Raw genomic sequence first — 19,959 nt, 5'->3', positions numbered from 1 at the left:
GACCCCATGACAGACATCGCACACGAGATTTCCTCACCCGCAGCAAATGACGGCTTCCTGGTCGCCGCGCTCTACCATTTCGTCTCGGTTCCGCGCTTTGCGGAGCTGCGCGCACCGTTGCAGGCACTGTGCGAGGAAAACGGCGTGCGCGGCACGCTGCTGCTCGCCCATGAGGGTATCAACGGCACGATCGCCGGTCCCGCCGCCGGCATTCGCAGCGTGCTTTCCTTCCTGCGCAGCCAGCCGGAATTTGCCGACCTCGAGCACAAGGAAAGCCATGCGGCCGACATGCCCTTCCTGCGCATGAAGGTGCGGCTGAAGAAAGAGATCGTCACCATGGGCGTCGAGGATATCGACCCCACGCGCTCCGTGGGCACCTATGTGGCGCCTGCCGACTGGAACGCGCTGATCTCGGATCCGGATACGATCGTCATCGACACGCGCAACGACTACGAGACCGCGATCGGCATATTCAAGGGCGCGATCGATCCGAACACGAAAACCTTCCGCGAGTTTCCGGACTGGGTGCGCAACAATACCGGCCTGCACAACAAGCCGAAGATTGCCATGTACTGCACCGGCGGTATCCGCTGTGAAAAGGCGACGGCCTTCATGAAGGAAGAAGGTTTCGAGGAGGTCTACCACCTCAAGGGCGGCATCCTTAAGTATCTCGAGGAAGTGCCGCCGGAGGAAAGCCTGTGGGAGGGCGCCTGCTTCGTCTTCGACGAGCGCGTCTCCGTGCTGCACGGCCTGGAGGAAGGCAGGCTCAAGCTTTGCCGCGCCTGCCGCCACCCGCTGACGGCGGAGGAGATGACGTCTCCCCTCTACGAAGCCGGCGTATCCTGCTCGCATTGCCACGCGACGCGCAGCGAAGAAGATCGCCTGCGCTTTCGCCAGCGGCAGAAGCAGATGGATCTGGCGAAGCAACGCGGCGAGCGCCACCTCGGCAAATAATCAGCCGGCGATGCTCTGCGTGGCGGCCGGCGGGGCGATGAGGTCGCAGATCGCCTTTTCGCTCATCGGCCGACCATAGAAATAGCCCTGCAACTGGTCGCAGCCACACAGATGCAGGAAGGCGGCCTGCTCGGCCGTTTCCACGCCCTCGGCCGTGACGGGCATGTCGAAAGAGGCCGCCAGCGCCACCGTCGCCTGCAGCATCGCCCCACCCTTGATCGACTGCTGCCCGGCCATGGTCAGCGAACGGTCGATCTTCATGCGGTCGAAGCCGAAACGGATGAGATAGCCGATCGACGAGAAGCCGGCGCCGAAATCGTCGAGTGCGATGCGCACGCCACCCGCCTTCAGCCGGTCCATGACGAGTTTCGCCCGGCCGGGATTCTGGATGAAATAGCCCTCGGTGATTTCAAGCGTGATGCGCGCCGGCTCGATTCCCGCTTCCGCTATGATCGCCAGCGCCTGGTCCGGAAAATAGGGATTGCGGAACTGCGCCGGGGAGACGTTGATCGAGACGCCGAGATCGGGCCATTGCCGCGCCGCTTCACACGCCCGCTTGAGGATCATCGGGCCGAGCGCATCGATGATGCCGGTCGCCTCGGCGAGCGGGATGAAGACGTCGGGCGGCACCGGCTGGGTTCCGCGCGTCCAGCGGGCCAATGCCTCGACGCCGCAGATATCGCGCCCGCGTGCCCGGACGATCGGCTGGTAGACGACATCGATCTCACCGCGCGCCACCGCCATCCGCAACGCCTCTTCCATTTCCCGGCGTGCATCGCGGTCGTCGTCCATCAAGGTTTCGTAGTGCATGGCCCGGCCTCGGCCGGCATGTTTTGCGCGATACATGGCGACGTCGGCGCGCCGCAAGAGTTCTTCGCCGGCCACCGCGCCGTGATGCGAGACGGCAATGCCGATGCTGGCACCGACGATGGCGACGCGATCGCCGATGGCGAAAGGCTCGGTGAAGAAGTCGAGGAGCGCATGTGTCAGCCGTTCGGTTTCCGCACCGTCCGAGCCGGCAAGGAACACGATGGCGAACTCGTCGCCGCCGATACGGGCGAGCATGGCATCTTCGGGCACGAGACGGGACAGGCCGGCCGAGACGCCTCGAATGAGCCGGTCGCCGACGGCGTGGCCATAGAAATCGTTGACGTCCTTGAAGCCGTCGAGATCGAGATAGAGCATCAGGACATCGCGCGCCTCGATCGCTGCGCGCGCGTTCAGCTCGTCGAGACCGAGATAGAGGCCGGTGCGGTTGCGCAAGCCACTCAACCGATCCGTCAGGGCCTGCATGCGCGCCGTATTCTCATCGGCCTTGAGGCGAACTGCGAAGATGGCGCCGGTCAGGACCAGCAGTGCGAAGAAGACGACCACGCCGGCAAGAGCCAGAAGCACGAGCGGGCGCACCTGATCGTAGCTCTTGTCGCCCGGCGCCTCCGGCGTCCAGGAGAGATAGCCGAGCGCCCTGCCGTCGGGATCGTTGAGCGCAACGGCATCGCCGTTCGCAGGCGCCGTATCTGTCAGAAGAAGACCGGACACGAGGAAATTGTCCGAAATCTTCGAGATGCGGGCGGGCGTCAGATGGCGCAGGATGAAAAGCGTGCGCAAACCGTTCTCCGGCGCCTTGACGGCATCGGAAACCGGCCGGATAGCGGAAACGGCGGCCACCGCCGGTCCTTTCGGCGTCTGAAGGAACGCGCCGAGTTCCTTGCCGGATGTGAGACCCGCTTCCACCACCTCCCGGCGCATCGTCTCGAAGGCCGCCCCGCCAAAGCTTTGCGCATCCGCCTCGAAGGGCGCGCCGTTGCGATAGGCCAGCATCGTGCCGCCCTTCTCGTCGACGAGGAAGACGGTGTCGAACAAAGGCCCGCCTTCGGTGGCGAGACCGAAATTGGTGATGAGCCAGGGCATGTCGGGCGTACCGTAGACGCCAGCAACCGCATCGTCCCAGACCGAATAATCGCGCGCCGTCGTGACGATGGAGCTGCGCATGGAGGAGAGCGCACCGAACACGGTCTGGCGCGTGCGCTCCTCGTCCAGTTCGTTTGCCCGGTTGGCGAGGAAACCCAATGCCATCATGACAAGCACGGTCGCGAGACTGACGACGACCGCGAACGAGCCGAGCACGCCAAGAACGACTGCGAGCCGCCGGGCGCCGAGCATACTGGAAAGATGGTGTGCAAGCCGCCGCATCAGGTTCTCCGACCAGGAAAGGATGATGCGGCAGAAGCGTTATGAATCCTTTACGGCTCTCATGCCAATACGAGCGATCCTGGTATGCCGGCCTATTCGGCCGGCTTGTGGTTTCCCTTCGGGAAATGGCCGGCGAGTTCGCTATACCAAAGGCCGCTCTTCTTCACCGTGCGCACCTGCGTGTCGTAGTCGACATGCACGATACCGAAGCGCATCCGGTAGCCTTCCGCCCATTCGAAATTGTCCATCAGGCTCCAGGCGAAGTAGCCGCGCATCGGATACCCTTCGCCGATAAGATCGGCCGTGATGCCGAGATGGTCGGAAATGTAATCGAGGCGCGGCTGGTCATCGACCACGCCGTTTTCCACGCCCATATTGTAGCAGGCGCCATTCTCCGTGATGTAGCAATCGGGCAGCGTATAGTCCGCATTGAGCTTGCGGATGAGATCGCCGAGTGCCGGTGCAAACACCTCCCAGCCGATATCCGTCTTGACGTCCACGACCGGCGGGGCCGGTACCGTCGCCGGAAAATCCGCATCGCCGGACGGATCGTCCGCGACGCGCATGGGCGTGTAATAATTGAGGCCCCACCAGTCGAGCGGCTGCGCGATCGTCTCCATGTCGCCCGGTTCGATCTCCGGCATGCGGTGACCGAGGGCCGAGAGGAAACGCTCCGGATACGCGCCCTTGAAGACCGGACCGAAGAAGACGCCGTTGTGGAAATCATTGGCACGGGCAGCGGCATCCCGGTCCGCCGCGCTGTCGCTGCCGGCATAGACGGAATGGGCGTTCAGCACGAGGCCGACGGGGAGATTCGGCTGTTCGGAGCGGATGGCGGCAACACCGAGACCATGCGCGAGATTGGTGAAATGCAGCGCATGCAGCGCCGCATCCATGTTGCGTTCGCCGGGCGCGTGAATGCCGTAGAGATGGCTCAGCCAGACGGAGCACCAGGGCTCGTTGAAGGTCGCCACCGCATCCAGCCGGTCGCCGATCCGGGCGATGACCGTCTTGGCATAGCGCTGGAAGGCATAGGCCGTCTGGCGCGCCGTCCAACCGCCATCGCCCGCCAGCATCAGCGGCAGGTCCCAGTGGTAGAGCGTCGCGAAGGCCTTGATGCCGCGCGCCTTCAGGCCATCGACCAGCCGGTCGTAGAAATCGAGGCCTTTTTCGTTCACCGCTCCCGTTCCCTCGGGAATGATGCGCGGCCAGGCGATGGAGAACCGGTAGGCTTCGACGCCGAGCGACTGGATGAGATCGAGGTCGTCTTCCAGGCGGTTGTAGTGATCACAGGCGACATCGCCGTTGTGGCGGCCATGGACCCTGCCCGGCATGTTGGAGAACGCATCCCAGATCGATGGCTTGCGGCCATCCAGTTTCGATGCCCCTTCGATCTGGAAGGCGGCGGTTGCCACACCGAACACGAAATCACCGGGAAAACGGCCGGCAAGGGTCTTGGAATCGATCATGATACGTCTCTCGATATCGGCAGCGCAGGGTCGCAGCGGCACTGCAACGTTGCAGTAAGGGCAGAATAGCCAAAAATCAATGGCTCGCTACCACGCCGGCATTTTCAGAGCCTTTCGAAAGAGGCGGACTAAAACAGGACTTGCTTAAACAAAGGTTAGGTTTTGTTCCTGCAAACTACCAATACGCGGGGATGGAGACCAACGTGGTACGGAGAATTCCGAAGCATCTCGTCAAAAAGGGCATGTTCGTCGAATCGCTGGAATGTTCGAATGCCGAATTCTCCGGCAGGCGTTTTCTCGTTCAGTCCGATGAAACCGTGCGCGCTATTCTCGCGACATCCGCCGCCTATGCCCTGGTCAATCCGCAACGCAGCACCATCGATATCGATGCGGATGCCGTCGTCACGGCGGAGGACCAGAAACGCACGCAGGAGGCCGTCAGGCAAGGCACCAGCGCGCTGCGCGACAGCTTTGCAGCCGTGCGTGCCGGCGACCTCAAGATCGAGACGCTCGGGCCTGTCGCCGACGAGATTCGCGATCACATCGACGCCGCACCCGAAGTCTTCCTGAAAGTCACGCGCCTGAAGTCCAAGGACGAGGGCACCTATATGCATTCGCTCGCCGTCAGCGCACTGATGATGCGTCTTGCGCGGACGCTCGACTACGACGACGCCATGGTGCGCGAACTCGGCGTTGCCGGCCTTCTGCACGATGTCGGCAAGCTGATGATCCCGAACGCCATTCTCAACAAGGCCGGCCAACTGGAGGCGGCGGAGAAGAGCCGGATGCGAGGCCACCCCGAAATTGGCTACCGGCTGCTGAAGGAACTTGGCGATATATCGCCGCTGACGCTCGATATCGTCCGCTTCCATCATGAAGTGCTCGACGGCAGCGGCTATCCGCTCGGCCTGAAGGCCGAGCAGCTGGGTCAGGAAATTCGGCTTTCCACCGTTTGCGACGTCTTCGAGGCCCTGACGAGCGCCCGCCCCTACAAACGCGCCTGGACGACGCGCGACGCGCTCAACTGGATGTTCGACCGCGGCCACCTCTTCGACAAGAAGCTGGTGCTCCGTCTCGGCAGCATTTTCGAGTAATCACATCGGCCGCCGACATCAGCGACGGCCGATGCTCAAAAGGCCTCAGACCTTGATCCAGGCCCCGTTCCTCTTCGACGACTGCACGCAGGCGTCGACGAAGAGCATGCCCTTCAGCCCGTCATCGATCGTCGGGTAGACGATCGCCGGATCGGCCTTGGCGCCGTTACGCTTGGCGTAGATGGCGCGGGCGGCTTCCGAGTAGATATTGGCGAAACCTTCGAGATAGCCTTCCGGATGACCGGAGGGAATGCGGCTCATGCGGCCGGCGGCGGCGCCGGAACCGGCACCGTTTCGGGTGATGAGGCGCTTGGGCTCGCCGAAGGGCGTGTACCAGAGATAGTTCGGATCGGCCTGCACCCATTCGAGACCGCCCTTGGTGCCATAGACGCGCACCTTCAGGCCGTTTTCATGGCCGGGCGCCACCTGGCTGCACCACAGCAGGCCTTTGGCGCGAGCACCGTCCCTTTCCTTGAAGCGCATCATGACATGCGCGTTGTCATCCAGCTTGCGCCCGGGCACGAAGCTGTCGAGATCGGCCGAAAGCTCTTCCAGCTCCAGGCCCGACACGAAGCAGCCGAGATTGTAGGCATGCGTGCCGATATCGCCGGTGGAACCGCCCGCACCCGACTTGGCGGGATCCGTACGCCAGGCGGCCTGCTTCTGGCCGCTGCTCTCGATGTCCTCGGTCAGCCAGTCCTGCGGATATTCCATCTGCACGAGGCGTATGGTGCCGAGTTCACCGTTGGCGACCATCTCGCGAGCCTGCCGAACCATCGGATAGCCGGTGTAATTGTGCGTCAGCACGAAGAGCGCATCGCTTTCCTCCGCAAGCTTCTTCAGCTTGCGGGCATCCGGCAGCGTCGATGTCAGCGGCTTGTCGCAGATGACATGAATGCCGCGCTTCAGAAACTCTTTGGCGGCCTCGTAATGCACGTGGTTGGGCGTAACGATCGCCACCGCCTCGATGCCGTTCTTCAGCTTCGCCTCGCGGATCGCCATCTCCTTGAAGCTGCCATAGCTGCGCGCGGGGTCGAGCCCCAGCTCGCGCGCCGACTGCTCGGCCTTTTCAGGGGAGGACGAGAGCGCGCCGGCCACCAGTTCATAGTGATCATCGAGCCGCGCCGCCATGCGATGCACCGCGCCGATGAAGGCGCCCGACCCGCCGCCGACCATGCCGAGCCGGATGCGGCGTTCCCGCGTTTCGCTTGCGCTACCTTCGATTGCCATTCCGTGTTCCTCCTTAAAGACCCAGCATACGCCGGTTCGCGGCCTGATCGGTTCCGGCATCGGCGAAATCGTCGAAGGCTTTTTCCGTCACGCGGATGATATGGGCCTTGACGAATTCCGCCCCTTCACGGGCGCCATCTTCCGGATGCTTCAGCGCGCATTCCCACTCGACCACGGCCCAGCCGGCAAAATCGTTGGCGGCCATCTTGGAAAAGACGGCGCCGAAATCGACCTGGCCGTCGCCCAGCGACCGGAAGCGGCCGGCGCGGTTGACCCAGCCCTGATAGCCGCCGTAGACGCCCTGGCGGCCGGTCGGATTGAACTCGGCATCCTTCACATGGAACATGCGGATGCGGTCCTTGTAGATGTCGATATTGTCGAGATAATCGAGGCACTGCAGCACATAGTGCGAGGGGTCGTAGAGCATGCAGGCGCGGGCATGGTTGCCGGTGCGCTCCAGGAACATCTCGTAGGTGATACCGTCATGCAGATCCTCGCCCGGATGGATCTCGTAGCAGACGTCGACGCCGCAATCCTCCGCGTGATCAAGGATCGGCTTCCAGCGTTTCGCCAGTTCGTCGAAAGCGGTCTCGACGAGGCCGGCGGGGCGCTGCGGCCACGGATAGACGAACGGCCAGGCAAGGGCGCCGGAGAAGCTGGCCATCGCGTCGATGCCGAGGTGCCTTGAGGCCGTGAGCGCCATCTTCACCTGGTCGACGGCCCATTCCTGCCGCGCCTTCGGATTGCCACGCACCTCCGGCGCCGCAAAGCCGTCGAAGGCTTCGTCATAGGCGGGATGCACGGCTACGAGCTGGCCCTGCAGGTGGGTGGAAAGCTCCGTGACCTCGACGCCATTCTCGCGCGCCTTGCCGGCGAATTCATCGCAATAGGTCTTGGAGGAGGCGGCCTTCTTCAGGTCGATGAAGCGCGCGTCCCAGCTCGGAACCTGCACACCCTTGTAGCCGATATCGGCGGCCCATTTGGTAATGGAATCCCAGGAGTTGAACGGCGCGGCATCGCCGGCGAACTGCGCAAGAAACAGGGCCGGGCCCTTGATCGTCTTCATAATCGGCTTCCTCCCATGGACCGGGCCGATCCTCGCGACCCGTCTCAGAAATTTTTGCGGTACGTACCGCAGCGCGTGGAAAGCTATCGGCCTTTGGCGGGTCGGGCAATGCGGAATCGCGGACAAGCCGCAAGAAAAGCGGAAAGAAAAACCGCCCGGGCCATCATGTCCCGGGCGGCTCTGGTATTGTCAGATCAGAACGGGGAGTCCGGGAAGTAGAAGTCCTTCGCGTTGTCCTTCGTGACCAGCGTGGCGTCGATCGTGTAGACGCCGCGAACCGGGACCTGGCCGTAGAAATTGGCAACGGTCATTTCGAGCGCGGTTCCGACCATTGCCGGCGGATAGAGCACATCGACCGGGATCATCTTGTCGCCGTCCATGACCTTCTTGATCATGTCCTTCGAGCCGGCGCCGGCGATGACATACTGGATGTCCTTGCGGCCGGCCTGCTCGATGGCCTGGAGAACGCCGACAGCCATGTCGTCGTCCTGGCACCATACGACGTCGATCTTCTGGTACTTGGTCAGATAGTCCTGCATGACCTTGAAGGCATCGTCGCGGTTCCAGTTGCCGTACTGGCGATCGAGAACCTTGACGTTCGAGCCTTCGATACCCTTGTCGAAACCGTCCTGGCGCTGCTGGTCGATCGGGATCGCCATGCCTCTGATAACGACGACTTCAGCGTCCGGCGTCGTGGTCTTGATATATTCGCCGGCCGTCTGGCCGAGTGCGAAGTTGTTGCCGGCAACGTAGAGGTCACGCACGGAATTGTCGTTGGTGCTCGGCGCACGGTCGACGAGCGCGACGAAGGTGCCCTTGCCCTTGACTTCCTTGATCGCGTTGACCAGCGGATCCGGATCGGTCGGCAGGATGACGAGCGCGTCGATGCCCTGCGTTTCCAAATCCTGCACGGCATTCGCCTGGCTTGCCGGATCCGGCGAGGTCTTGACGATGACGTTGAGGCCCGGATTGCGCTCCATGAGGAGCTTGGCGACGCGCTCGGCGTGGTAGACGACGCCGGACGTCCAGCCGTGGTCGGCGGCCGGGATCGAGACGCCGATCGTCACCTTCTTGTCTTCCGCATGAACGGCACCGGCGATCAGCGCCATCGCCGCAACGGTCAGGCCCAAAAGTTTCTTGCGCATGAGTTTCCTCCCAAAAGCAGGTCTTCGTTCCTCACCGGGGACCTGTGAACCCGGCTACGTCCCCGCAGGCCCGGCCGCTTTGCGCGTGCCGGCCCTGCCTGGTCTCACGATTTCCGTACCAGCGAACGCTGGACGAGCATCGCAATGATGATGATCGCGCCCTGGATGGCCCCGATCAGATATTCGCTGATGAAGTTGGAGAGCAGCATGATGTTGCCCACCAGTTCGAGAATGAACGCGCCGCAGATCGTGCCCCAGACGCGCCCTGCCCCGCCTTTCAGCGCGGTGCCGCCGACGACGACGGCCGTGATCGCCTGCAATTCCCACAGGATGCCGGTCGTGGCCGACGTCGAGCCGAGGCGCGGCACATAGAGCAGCACGGCGATGGCGACGCAGAGACCCTGGATGACGAAGGCGATGGTGCGCACGCGGTTGACCGGGATGCCGGAATAGCGCGCGACGTCCGCATTGGAGCCGACGGCAACGACGTGGCGGCCGTAGCGCGTGCGATAGAGGATGAAGGCCGCAATGGCGGTCACGACCAGAATGACGACGATCGGCACCGGCACGCCGAGAATGTAGCCGAAATAGGCAGGCCGATAGAGCGCCTGCAGTTCCGGCTCGCGCAGCGTGATCGCGCCACCCTGTGACAACCAGGTGGTGAGGCCGCGATAGATGCCCATGGTGCCGAGCGTGGCGATGAAGGGCTCGATCTTGCCGACGGTGGTGATCAGGCCGTTGGCGAGGCCGCAGGCTCCGCCGATGACCATCGTCAGGACGATAGCGGCCGCCAGCATCAGGCCCGGATCCGCAATCGCCCCGGAATTCATGAAGATGATCATGATCGAGGCGACGAAGGCGACCATCGAGCCGACCGACAGGTCGAGGTCGCCGGATGAAATCACGAAAGTCGCGCCGACCGCGATGATCGCGATGAAGGCGCTGCGCGTCGCGACGTTCGCGAGGTTGTTGATGCCGATGAAATTCGGATTGACCAGCGCACCGACGATCAGCAACAGCGCCAGCGCCGCAAAGGGCGCGACGGCCCTGAGATCGACATCCCGCCAGCTTCGGCCGCGCGTCTTCGTTTCAACCGTATCTTCGCTTGCGGTCATATTCGTCCCCAACCCAAATGTTGTTCTATCGCTGCCCGGAAAACCTCAGGCGGCGGTCCTTTTCTTCAACCCTGCCGAATAGCGCATGATTTCCTGTTCGGAGATTTCCTCGCCTTCGAGAATGCCGACGATCCGCCCTTCGCGCATGACGGCGACGCGGGTGCAGAGCCCGATGATCTCGGGCATCTCCGAGGAGACGACGATGATCGACTTGCCGTCGCGGGCGAGCGCGGAAATGAAATGGTAAATCTGCTGCTTGGTGCCGACATCGATGCCGCGCGTCGGCTCGTCGATGATGATGACGTCGGGCTCGGTCTCCATGACCTTGGCGAGCAGCAGTTTCTGCTGGTTGCCGCCCGACATGCGGCCGGCGACGACCCGTCCGTCGCGCACGCGGATATCGAAGCGGCGGCGGGCGCGCTCAAGGGCTGCCGCCTCGCTCTTCGGGCTGAGATAACCGTATTTGCCATGCTGATCGAGCGATTGCAGCGTCAGGTTCGCCGTCATGCGCGAGTTGAGCAGCAGGCCCTTGTGCTTGCGGTCCTTGGTCATGTAGGCGATGCCGACGCGGTTGGCCGCATGCACGTCGCCTCCGGCCACGCTTTCGCCACGCACCGTCACCTCACCCGAAAGCCGCGCACGCAGGCCCGCGACCGCTTCCATCAGTTCCGTACGACCCGAACCGATCAGGCCGGAAAAGCCGAGAATCTCGCCCTTGCGCACCTCGAAGCTCGCGTCCTGCACATAATGCGTCGTCAGCCCCGAGACGGCGAGGGTTACTTCCTCGTCGACGCTCGGCTCCTGCTTGCCGGGATAGAGGCTGGAAAGCTCGCGGCCGACCATCAGCTGCGCAATGGCCTCGCCATCGAGAATGCTGGTGGGGGCGGTCTTCACCCATTGACCATCGCGCAGCACCGTCACGCGATCGGTCAGCTCCATGACCTCGTCCAGCTTGTGCGAGACGAAGACGAAGGAGGTACCCTTTTCACGCAGCTTGCGCACCTGCCGGAAGAGATAATTGGTCTCCTCGCGGGAGAGCACGGCGGTCGGCTCGTCCATGAAGATGATGCGCGCATCGCGGCTGATCGCCTTGGCGATCTCGACCATCTGCTTGTCGGCGATGGAGAGCGAACTGATGAATGCATTCTCGTCGACATGGGAGCCGAGCTGGTCGAGCACGCGGCGCGTCTCGGCGCGCATGAACTTGCGATCCAGCACGCCTAAACGCGTGACCTCGCGACCGAGGAAAAGGCTCTCGGTGACGGTCAGGTGTTCGGCGAGATTGAATTCCTGGTGGATGATGACGATGCCGAGATGCTCGGCCTGGCCGTTTGGTGGAAGCTTTACCGGCTGCCCGTCCAGCAGGATCTCGCCGGAGGTCGGCTGTTCGAAACCCGAGAGTATCTTGACGAGCGTCGATTTGCCGGCGCCATTCTCGCCCATGAGCGCATGGATCTCGCCGGCGCGAAGCTCGAAATTGACGCTGAACAGGACCTGCACGCCGCTGAACGACTTGCTGATACGGCGCGCGGAAAGAACGACGGGAGCCCCGTCGGCAGCGTCCGGATTCATCGATTTCCTCCCTGCGGCTCCTCGACCGCTTGAGCATGATGTAAACCTTTACACTGGGTATGTAAAGGTTTACATCATTGGATATCAGGAATTTTCATCAAGCGCCGTTTGACCCTCAGTCCAGTCTGTGTAGTGTCCCCGCAATTCGTTTGATCCACGCCGTTCCGGATATCTTCACGCTGGAATTGCAACGCCGAGTGAGAGCCGTTTGTCAATGTCCAGCCCTGCCACGATCGAGGATGTCGCGCGTATCGCGCAGGTCTCGATCGCGACCGTATCGCGGGCGATCCACACACCGGAGAAGGTTGCGAATTCGACGCGGTTGAAGGTCAACCAGGCCATCGCCATCACCGGCTATACGACCAATGCCATGGCGCGCAGCCTGCGCCTCGGTCGGTCGAACATGATCCTCGTGGTGGCCCCCGATATCGGTGACCCGAACTTTTCCAACATCCTCGTCGGCCTGGAAAACGAGGCGCGCGCGCATGGCTACGGCATCCTGATCGGCCATACGCAGAACGATCCGCAGCGCGGGCTGGAATATCTGAAGTTCCTGAACTCCAACCAGGCCGCCGGGCTCATTCTTTTCACCGGCATCCTGCCCTTCGGCCACCAGAGCATGACCGCGCGCCTACCGCCCAGCGTCGGCGTCTTCGAGCCGGTCTATAATGGCGGCATTCCCTATGTCGGCGTCGATGACATCGAGGGTGCGCGCAAGGCCGTCGACCTGCTGATCGCCGAAGGCCACCGCAAGATCGCCTTCATCGGCGATTCGCGCACCCGTCTGGCCTATAGCCGCCGCCGGCAGGGTTATGACGCAGGAATGGACGCGGCAGGCGTGCCGCTCAGTGAGCGTATCATCCTGGAGGGTGACGGCACGATCGAGAGCGGCCGCCTTGCGCTCGAACAACTCTTCATGCGCGACACGCTGCCGACCGCCTTCATGTGCGTCAATGATCAGACCGCTATCGGCGTGATGATCGGGCTTGGCGCACGCGGCTACGATATCCCGACCGATTTTTCCGTGACCGGCTTCGACGATGTGCCGCAGGCAAGCTTCATGACGCCCTCGCTGACGACGATCCGCCAGCCGCGCACCGCCATCGGCAGGAGCGCCATGGCGCTGCTCTTCGAACTGCTTTCCAACAACGAGCCGGCCGAAACGGAAATCCTGCTTCGGCCGGACCTGATCGTGCGCAATTCGGTATCGGCGCCGGCGCGGCGCTTCGTACGCCGTTAGCCGTAGCGGCGCCGCGCTGGTTTCTCCGTGCGCTGAATGCGCGCCGCCGAGACCGTGAACCGGTCGACCAGCCCCTTCAATGTCGTGCTGATCTGCATCAGATTATGCGTCGCCGCATTGGTTTCCTCCACCATCGCAGCGTTCTGCTGGGTCATCTGGTCCATGCTGCCGACCGCCGTGTTGATCTCGGAAATACCTGCCGACTGTTCGCGGGCGGAGTTTGTGATGGCATCGATATGCGCATTGATAAACACGACCTGCTCGCCGATATGGTGCAACGCTTCGCCGGTCTTGTTGACCAGCGACACACCGAGCAGCACGTCCTCGAAGGATTTGTCGATCAGTGTCTTGATCTCCTTCGCCGCTTCCGCGGACTTCTGCGCCAGTTCGCGAACCTCCTGCGCCACGACCGCAAAGCCCTTGCCGGCCTCACCGGCCCGCGCCGCCTCGACGCCGGCATTCAAGGCGAGAAGGTTGGTCTGGAAGGAGATCTGGTCGATCACGCCGATGATCTGCGTGATCTTTCCCGACGATTCCTGGATAGCGCCCATCGCCGCGACCGTCTGCTCGACGATCTGGCCGGAGCGCTGGGCCTCTTCCGTGGCACTGCCGACGACGCGGCGCGCTTCTTCCGCACGAATGGCCGCCTCGCGCGAAATGGTGGTGATTTCCTCGACGGCCGCCGCCGTTTCCTCGAGCGAGGCCGCCTGCTGTTCAGTGCGCCTGGCCATGTCGTCGGTGGCATTGACCAGTTCGCCGGAATTGCCGGCGGCATCCTCCGCCGCCGTCACGATGGCGCCGAGCGTATCGTCCAGCTTCTCGATGGCGGCATTGAAGTTGGTGCGTAGGCGCTCGAACTGCGGGGCCAGCGGTTGGGCGATGGAGGCCGTGAGGTCGCCGCCGGCAAGGCGGTTGAGCGAGGTGTCGAGCGCGCCGAGCGCCTCTTCCTGCTCGGCATTACGGACCTGCCGCTCGGCTTCCGATTTCTCGCGCTCCTCCTGAAGGGCCTCCAGATAGACCGAGATCGCATAGTCCATGTCGACTAGCGCCGCCTTCACGATGGCGGTGATCTCGCCACTGATCGCCGCCGCCTTCCTGCGATAGAGGAAACCTTCGAGATGTTTGGAAATGACGCTTTCGACGATGGCTTCGAGGATCAGCGCATAGCCGCCGATATACCAGCGCGGCTCGAGGCCCAGGCGGGCGTGGGTCTTGCCGATCGTGGTGACCGCATCGACATAGCGCGCGTCGAACGTTGCCGAACCGATCACTTCCCAATGCTTGACCTGGCGCCCCTTGGCGCTCTGGATATGGGCCTCGTTGGCAAAAAAACGGGCCGTCTCGGGCGTCGCGCGGGCCTTGGCGTAGAAGGTGTCGAGCGCGCCGTCGAGTGAAGCGGAGATCGTCGGCAGGGCATTCTTCAGCGCCTCGCGCTGGGCGTCATCGAAATCGACAAACTGGAGGCGTTCGTTGAGTTGTTGCGTTTTGGCATCCTGCATCGACATCCGACAATTCCTTTGCTGTTGAAGGGCACCCGGCATCAAGTTTCGAATCAGGTCGGGCCTTCCGTATGTCGTGATTTTTCACAGCCGACAGTAAACAAACAATATAATCAACGAAGAAATACTTGAGACAAAATTGACGAAGGACAAAATAGAATCGAAAATATCCGATAAGAGAACCTTATTATTATATTCCATACCAATTAAAACAATCATGAGGCACTTCGTCACAGTACAACAGGAAATATACCTCACCTAACGTCAAGCAGCTTTAAAAAGCAAAAGGGCGCCACAGGGCGCCCTTCTTTTTTCGGTATGACAGCCTGAGAGATCAGACGTAGCGGTTGATCACGTTTTCCAGGAGTTCCTGCTTGCCGGAGCGCGGCTTCGGATTGATGCCGTCCTTCAGCACATAGGCTTCCAGCGCCTCCAGCGACGAACCGCCGGAAAGCACCTTCCGGGCCTCCGGAGACTGCCAGCCGGCATAACGCTCGGCGAGCGGGCCGGACAGCGCCTTGTCCTCGATCATCTTCGCCGCCGCCTTCAGGCCGCGGGCGCAGCAATCCATGCCGCCGATGTGACCGATCAGCAGGTCCGCCGGATCGATCGACTGGCGGCGCAGCTTGGCGTCGAAGTTCGTGCCGCCGGTGGTGAAACCGCCACCGGAGAGAACCTGATAGAAGGCCAGCGCCATTTCCGGCACGTTGTTCGGGAACTGGTCGGTGTCCCAGCCGGACTGGTAGTCGTTGCGGTTCATGTCGATGGAGCCGAAGATGCCGAGCGCATTGGCAAGCGCCAGCTCGTGCTCGAAGGAATGGCCGGCAAGGATGGCATGGCCCTGCTCGATATTGACCTTCACCTCGTTTTCCAGCCCGTACTTCTTGAGGAAGCCGAAGACCGTTGCGACATCGTAGTCGTACTGGTGCTTGGTCGGCTCCTGCGGCTTCGGCTCGATGAGGATCGCGCCCTTGAAGCCGATCTTGTGCTTGTATTCGACGACCATGTTGACGAAGCGGCCGAGCTGGTCAAGCTCCTGGCCGATATTCGTGTTGAGCAGGGTCTCGTAGCCTTCACGGCCGCCCCACAGCACATAATTGTCGCCGCCCAGGCGATGCGTAGCGTCGATGCAGGTCTTTACCGTCGCGGCCCCGAACGCGAAGACATCCGGATCCGGGTTGGTCGCGGCACCGCCCATGTAGCGGCGGTTGGAGAAGAGGTTCGCCGTACCCCAAAGCAGCTTGACGCCGGTATCGGCCTGCTTCCTGGCGAAGTAGTCGACGATCTCGTTGAGGTTCTTCGTGTTCTCGACGAAGTCCTTGCCCTCGGGGCGGACATCCGCATCGTGGAAGCAGTAGAAGGGCACGCCGAGCAGCTGGAAGAATTCGAAGGCGACATCGGCCTTCAGCTTGGCGGCCTGCATGGAATCCTCGAACCAGGGGCGCTCGAAGGTCTGTCCGCCGAAGGGGTCGCCGCCCGGCCAGACGAAGGTGTGCCAATAGGCGACGGCAAAGCGCAGGTGATCTTCCATGCGCTTGCCCGCGACGATCTCGTCGGGATTGTAGTGGCGGAAGGCGAGCGGGTTGGTGCTGTCGGTGCCTTCATATTTGATCTTGGCGATATCGCCGAAAAAGCCGGTGGCCATGGTGTCTCCTCTTCGATTGTTTTGGTGTCAGTAGGCGGCGCGAATTGCCGGATAGAGCCGGCGATAGCGCTGATAGGCGTCCTCATAGGCGGCACTGAGCGCCGTCTCGGGTTCGATCGTTTCCGCGGTCGCGGGTGCCGTGCAGACCGCGACGGGGTCAGCGCCGGTCGCGGCGATCAGGCCGAGACGCGCCGCGCCGAAAGCGGCGCCGAAATCGCCGTCCGCCGGCAGGTCGACAGGCAGGTCAAGCGCGGTCGCGATGGAACTCAGCCAGTAGCGCGAGCGCGAACCGCCGCCGATGGCGGTGACGCGCGACAGCTTCGTGCCGGCTGATTTCAGCGCTTCCAGGCTGTCGCGGATGGCGAAGGACACGCCTTCCAGCACGGCCTGCGTCAGCACAACACGGCTGCTCTCGTGGCCGAGGCCGAGGAAGGCGCCGCGAATGGTGGCATCGTTGTGCGGCGTGCGCTCACCGGAAAGATAGGGCAGGAAGGTGACGCCGGAGGGCGCCTGCAGCGCCTCGCCGAGTTCCCCGGTGAGGTCCGCGGCCGACGCGCCGGTGACGCGGGAATGCCAGTTCAGCGCATCCGTTGCCGAAAGGATGACCCCCATCTGGTGCCAGGTGGCGGGCAGCGCGTGGCAGAAGGCATGCACGGCGCTTTCCGGGTTCGGCAGATAGCTGGCGTTGGCGGCGAAGAGCACGCCCGAGGTGCCAAGCGAAACGAAGGCCGCGCCTTCGCGCACCGTGCCCATGCCACAGGCCGAAGCGGCATTGTCGCCCGCCCCCCCGGCGACGACCACGCCCGCCCCGAGGCCCCATCTGGCTGCAAGCTCCGCGCGAAGAATACCGGCGGCATCCGTGCCCTCCACCAGCGCCGGCATCTGCCTCTCCTCGAGATCAGTGGCGGAAAGAAGCTCGGCGGACCATTTGCGGGCACCCGTATCGAGCCAGGAAGTGCCGGCCGAATCGGACATTTCCGACATATGCTCGCCGGTCAGCCAAACGCGCAGGTAGTCTTTCGGCAACAGCACCCAGCGAACACTGGCGAAGGTCGCCGGCTCGTTGTTCTTCACCCAGGCCAGTTTCGGCGCGGTGAAGCCCGGGAAGACGATGTTGCCGGTAATCTTGCGGAAACGTGGATCGGCATCGAGCGCCGCCGCCTCGCGATGGCTGCGCGTGTCGTTCCACATGATGCAGGGCCGCAGCACCTTGTCGTCGGCGTCGAGCAGCGTCGCGCCATGCATATGGCCGGAAAGGCCGATGCCGCGAACGGCCGAAAGCTCGGCCGGATGGGCGGCACGAAGGCCGGCGATGGCCTCCTCCGTGGCGCGGATCCAGTCCGCCGGGTCCTGCTCGGACCAGCCGGGATGGGGTCGCGCGGTCGCAACGTCCTTGCCGGTCGCCGAGCCGATGACACGCTGGCCGGCATCGATGAGCATCGCTTTGACGCCCGACGTGCCAAGGTCGATCCCGAGATACATGTGGCTCTCCTATTCCTCGTCCGGGCTGGCCGGCGGCAGGTTGTCCTTGATGAAGATGTCGAGGCGGATACGCTCCTGCGCCGCGTTGACCGAGAGGCCATCCGCCTTGGCGCGCAGAATGCGGATGGCACTGCGCACCTCGTGGCCGGCATCCTGGTTGAGCACGGCATCGATGAGGCCGCTTTCGAGCGCGCCGCGGGTTTCGGTGGTAAGTTCGTGGGCGATCACGCAAAGGTCCACACCACGTTTTGCAAGCGCTTTCAGCAGGCCGCGATTGCCGGCGCCGAGGCTGTAGACGCCGGCAAGGTCGGGAACGGCGGCGAGACAATCGGACATCAGCCTGAAGGAAAGGTCCGGGTCGTCCTGGCCTTCCAGGACAGGCAGGATGGTGCGCGCGACCGACATGGCGGCCATAGCGGACAGAAACCCCTCAAGCCGCTCGCCATGGTCGCGCACGCGCATCGAGCCGGCTAGAACCACGACCGGGCCGGGCCGACTGCCAAGGAAGCGGCCCATCAGACTGCCCGCGGTGCGGCCGGCGGCAATGTTGTCGACGCCGATGAAATGATCGCGGCCGGAGCCGGACAGATCCGAAACCAGCGTAACGACGGGAATGTCCGCCTCCTGCGCCCGGCCGATCGCCGCAAAAACCTCGGGAGCATCGACCGCGACGGCAGCGATACCGGCAACGCCCTCTGCAACAGCCGCGTCGATCGCGGCGGCGAGAGCGGCAGGATCGAAAGCCGGAACCGTGACGACGGAAAGGCGCGTGCGTTCGGCGGCGGAATGCAAGCCGGCGCGGCGTATCTCCGCTTCCAGCCCGCGCATGAAGGGATTGTCGCCCTCGGGCAGAATGAAGACGAGAGGATAAATCCGGCTCTTGGCAAGGTTTGCCGCTGCGACATCGCGTACGTAACCCAATGCGACAATCGCCGCCTCGACCCTGGCCTTGGTGACGCTGCGAACACCCGGCCGATCGTTCAGGACGCGATCGACGGTCGCAAGGCTCACGCCCGCTTTCGCGGCAATGTCATGTACCGTGGGTCTCATGGTTCCTCCGTGCCGAGACCCTTAGAGGAATTTTTGATGTACGTAAATCAGAAATTTGCGGCAGCAGTTTTCGAGGCCGGCGTCCTCAGCCGGAAAGGCGTTTGCCGAAGGCGTTCGTGAAGGTGATTTCCCCTGGATTTCCGCCGGCTTGGGCAAGCGCGACATCCAGGAAGCGATCGGTGACCCGCACCAGCGCAAACCCGCCCAGGAAGGCGGCGACGGGCTTGAAGATGTCATAGCCCGCGCTGTTGTAGATCATCGGCGTCGGATGCTCGTGACCGTGGAAAATACCCACGACATTGTAGCCTTTGAGGGCATCGAGCAGTGCTGCGCGCTCGACGTCCGTCCACCAATGGGCGGGTCCGTCCCCGTGCGGATCGAAGGTTCTGGCCGCCGGGTCCCAGTGCTCGGTGGAAAACGGGTCCCAGCCGTAATGCTGGAACAGCACCACCGGGCGCCCATCGGCAGCGGAGGCGGCGAGGTCCTGCTTCAGCCAGGCCAGGCCGCTGATGGCGCCCTTCGTGTCGTCGCCGCCGAAACGCTGGAGCTGCACGAGATGCAGGCCACCCCAATCCCAGGAATAATTGTCCGAGTCGATATCGTAGTTCGCCACCGGCACGGGTGCCTTGTAGAATACGGTGGAGCGATGGTTCAGCTCGACATAGTCGCGCAGCTCCCGCCGATACCAGTCGATATGCGGCGCCACGCCGTCCTGATCGAGATCGTGATTGCCGAGACCGTTATAGACGGGATAGTGCACGCGATCCGGTCCCGTTCCCTGCTGGTAGCGGCTGGCGAATTGCTGGAGCTGCCGGCCCTCGCCCGGCACCTTCACCTGCCCGCCCCCGTCGTCCGTCATGTCGCCGCCGAGCACGAGGCCGAGCGGTGCTGCAATGCGCGCACCTGCACTGAAAAGGCCCGAGGGCTTTCCGCCGACCTGCGCCGGCCAGGTGAGATCGCCAACCGCGTTCAGTGCCGCAACATGGCGCAGAAGCGCCGCATCCGTCTTGCCTTCCGCCGCGCAGTTCGGGCTGAGGCTGTCGGCCGAGACGAGGCAGGCATGCACGTCGCAGGAAAAGAGAAAGGTCGCGTCCGTCGCGGACCGGGCGAGGGCCTCAAGCCGTGACAGGGCAAGCGACAGGCCGAAACCACCGGCTCCAGCGAGAACGTGGCGGCGCGTGGGGCGAAAGGGCATGCGGACGCTC

At 63.2% G+C, this 19,959-nt stretch carries 15 protein-coding genes; 3 read left to right on the top strand and 12 right to left on the bottom strand.

The genetic code is table 11. From position 1 onward, the window contains the following. Positions 1-6 precede the first annotated feature (6 nt). Positions 7-954: a rhodanese-related sulfurtransferase gene (locus tag MUO32_RS25125; RefSeq protein ID WP_257951105.1), complete on the top strand. Its 948-nt coding sequence runs from the start codon at positions 7-9 to the stop codon at positions 952-954. On the opposite strand, the gene MUO32_RS25120 is transcribed toward MUO32_RS25125, so the two are convergent. Together MUO32_RS25120 and MUO32_RS25115 are read right to left on the bottom strand one after the other, a co-directional pair. Further along, positions 955-3,147 carry an EAL domain-containing protein gene (locus MUO32_RS25120; RefSeq protein ID WP_257951104.1) on the bottom strand — a complete coding sequence of 731 codons (2,193 nt, stop codon included), beginning with the start codon at positions 3,145-3,147 and terminating at the stop codon, positions 955-957. Between the two features lie 92 nt (positions 3,148-3,239). Next, a complete protein-coding gene (locus MUO32_RS25115; protein ID WP_257951103.1) occupies positions 3,240-4,616 on the bottom strand; it encodes a GH1 family beta-glucosidase in 1,377 nt (458 codons plus the stop codon). A gap of 203 nt (positions 4,617-4,819) precedes the next feature. Here MUO32_RS25115 and MUO32_RS25110 point away from each other — a divergent pair, with 203 nt between their 5' ends. Continuing rightward, entirely contained in the window at positions 4,820-5,710 is an 891-nt protein-coding gene (locus tag MUO32_RS25110) for an HD-GYP domain-containing protein (RefSeq protein WP_257951102.1), read from the top strand. Between the two features lie 45 nt (positions 5,711-5,755). Here MUO32_RS25110 and MUO32_RS25105 read toward each other — a convergent pair whose 3' ends face one another. From MUO32_RS25105 to MUO32_RS25085, 5 genes are all read right to left on the bottom strand, one after another. Then, the gene (locus tag MUO32_RS25105; RefSeq protein ID WP_257951101.1) at positions 5,756-6,940 is read right to left on the bottom strand and encodes a Gfo/Idh/MocA family protein; all 1,185 of its coding nucleotides are present in this window, start codon (positions 6,938-6,940) and stop codon (positions 5,756-5,758) included. Positions 6,941-6,953: 13 nt separating this feature from the next. Then, complete coding sequence (locus MUO32_RS25100; protein WP_257951100.1) at positions 6,954-8,006, bottom strand: sugar phosphate isomerase/epimerase; 1,053 nt, start codon at positions 8,004-8,006, stop codon at positions 6,954-6,956. A gap of 194 nt (positions 8,007-8,200) precedes the next feature. Then, a complete protein-coding gene (locus tag MUO32_RS25095; protein ID WP_257951099.1) occupies positions 8,201-9,151 on the bottom strand; it encodes a substrate-binding domain-containing protein in 951 nt (316 codons plus the stop codon). 104 nt (positions 9,152-9,255) lie between these two features. Beyond that, entirely contained in the window at positions 9,256-10,266 is a 1,011-nt protein-coding gene (locus tag MUO32_RS25090; RefSeq protein WP_257951098.1) for an ABC transporter permease, read from the bottom strand. A gap of 45 nt (positions 10,267-10,311) precedes the next feature. Continuing rightward, the gene (locus MUO32_RS25085) at positions 10,312-11,838 is read right to left on the bottom strand and encodes a sugar ABC transporter ATP-binding protein (protein WP_257951097.1); all 1,527 of its coding nucleotides are present in this window, start codon (positions 11,836-11,838) and stop codon (positions 10,312-10,314) included. Between the two features lie 208 nt (positions 11,839-12,046). Here MUO32_RS25085 and MUO32_RS25080 point away from each other — a divergent pair, with 208 nt between their 5' ends. Then, on the top strand, positions 12,047-13,078 hold the full coding sequence (locus tag MUO32_RS25080) for a LacI family DNA-binding transcriptional regulator (RefSeq protein ID WP_257951096.1): 1,032 nt from the start codon (positions 12,047-12,049) through the stop codon (positions 13,076-13,078). On the opposite strand, the gene MUO32_RS25075 is transcribed toward MUO32_RS25080, so the two are convergent. From MUO32_RS25075 to MUO32_RS25055, 5 genes are all read right to left on the bottom strand, one after another. Then, entirely contained in the window at positions 13,075-14,583 is a 1,509-nt protein-coding gene (locus tag MUO32_RS25075) for a methyl-accepting chemotaxis protein (protein WP_257951095.1), read from the bottom strand. The genes MUO32_RS25080 and MUO32_RS25075 overlap by 4 nt on opposite strands. A gap of 328 nt (positions 14,584-14,911) precedes the next feature. Then, entirely contained in the window at positions 14,912-16,222 is a 1,311-nt protein-coding gene (xylA, locus tag MUO32_RS25070; RefSeq protein ID WP_257951094.1) for a xylose isomerase, read from the bottom strand. Between the two features lie 27 nt (positions 16,223-16,249). Further along, on the bottom strand, positions 16,250-17,704 hold the full coding sequence (gene xylB, locus MUO32_RS25065; RefSeq protein WP_257951093.1) for a xylulokinase: 1,455 nt from the start codon (positions 17,702-17,704) through the stop codon (positions 16,250-16,252). Between the two features lie 9 nt (positions 17,705-17,713). Continuing rightward, positions 17,714-18,754, bottom strand: a complete 1,041-nt coding sequence (locus MUO32_RS25060; RefSeq protein ID WP_257951092.1) for a LacI family DNA-binding transcriptional regulator — start codon at positions 18,752-18,754, stop codon at positions 17,714-17,716. Between the two features lie 85 nt (positions 18,755-18,839). Continuing rightward, complete coding sequence (locus MUO32_RS25055) at positions 18,840-19,949, bottom strand: metallophosphoesterase (RefSeq protein ID WP_257951091.1); 1,110 nt, start codon at positions 19,947-19,949, stop codon at positions 18,840-18,842. Positions 19,950-19,959 lie beyond the last annotated feature (10 nt).

This window comes from Shinella sp. CPCC 101442 (genome assembly GCF_024704725.1).
GTDB lineage: Bacteria > Pseudomonadota > Alphaproteobacteria > Rhizobiales > Rhizobiaceae > Shinella.
The sequence above is the reverse complement of the archived record's forward strand: the minus strand, read 5'-3'. Positions and strand labels throughout refer to the sequence as shown.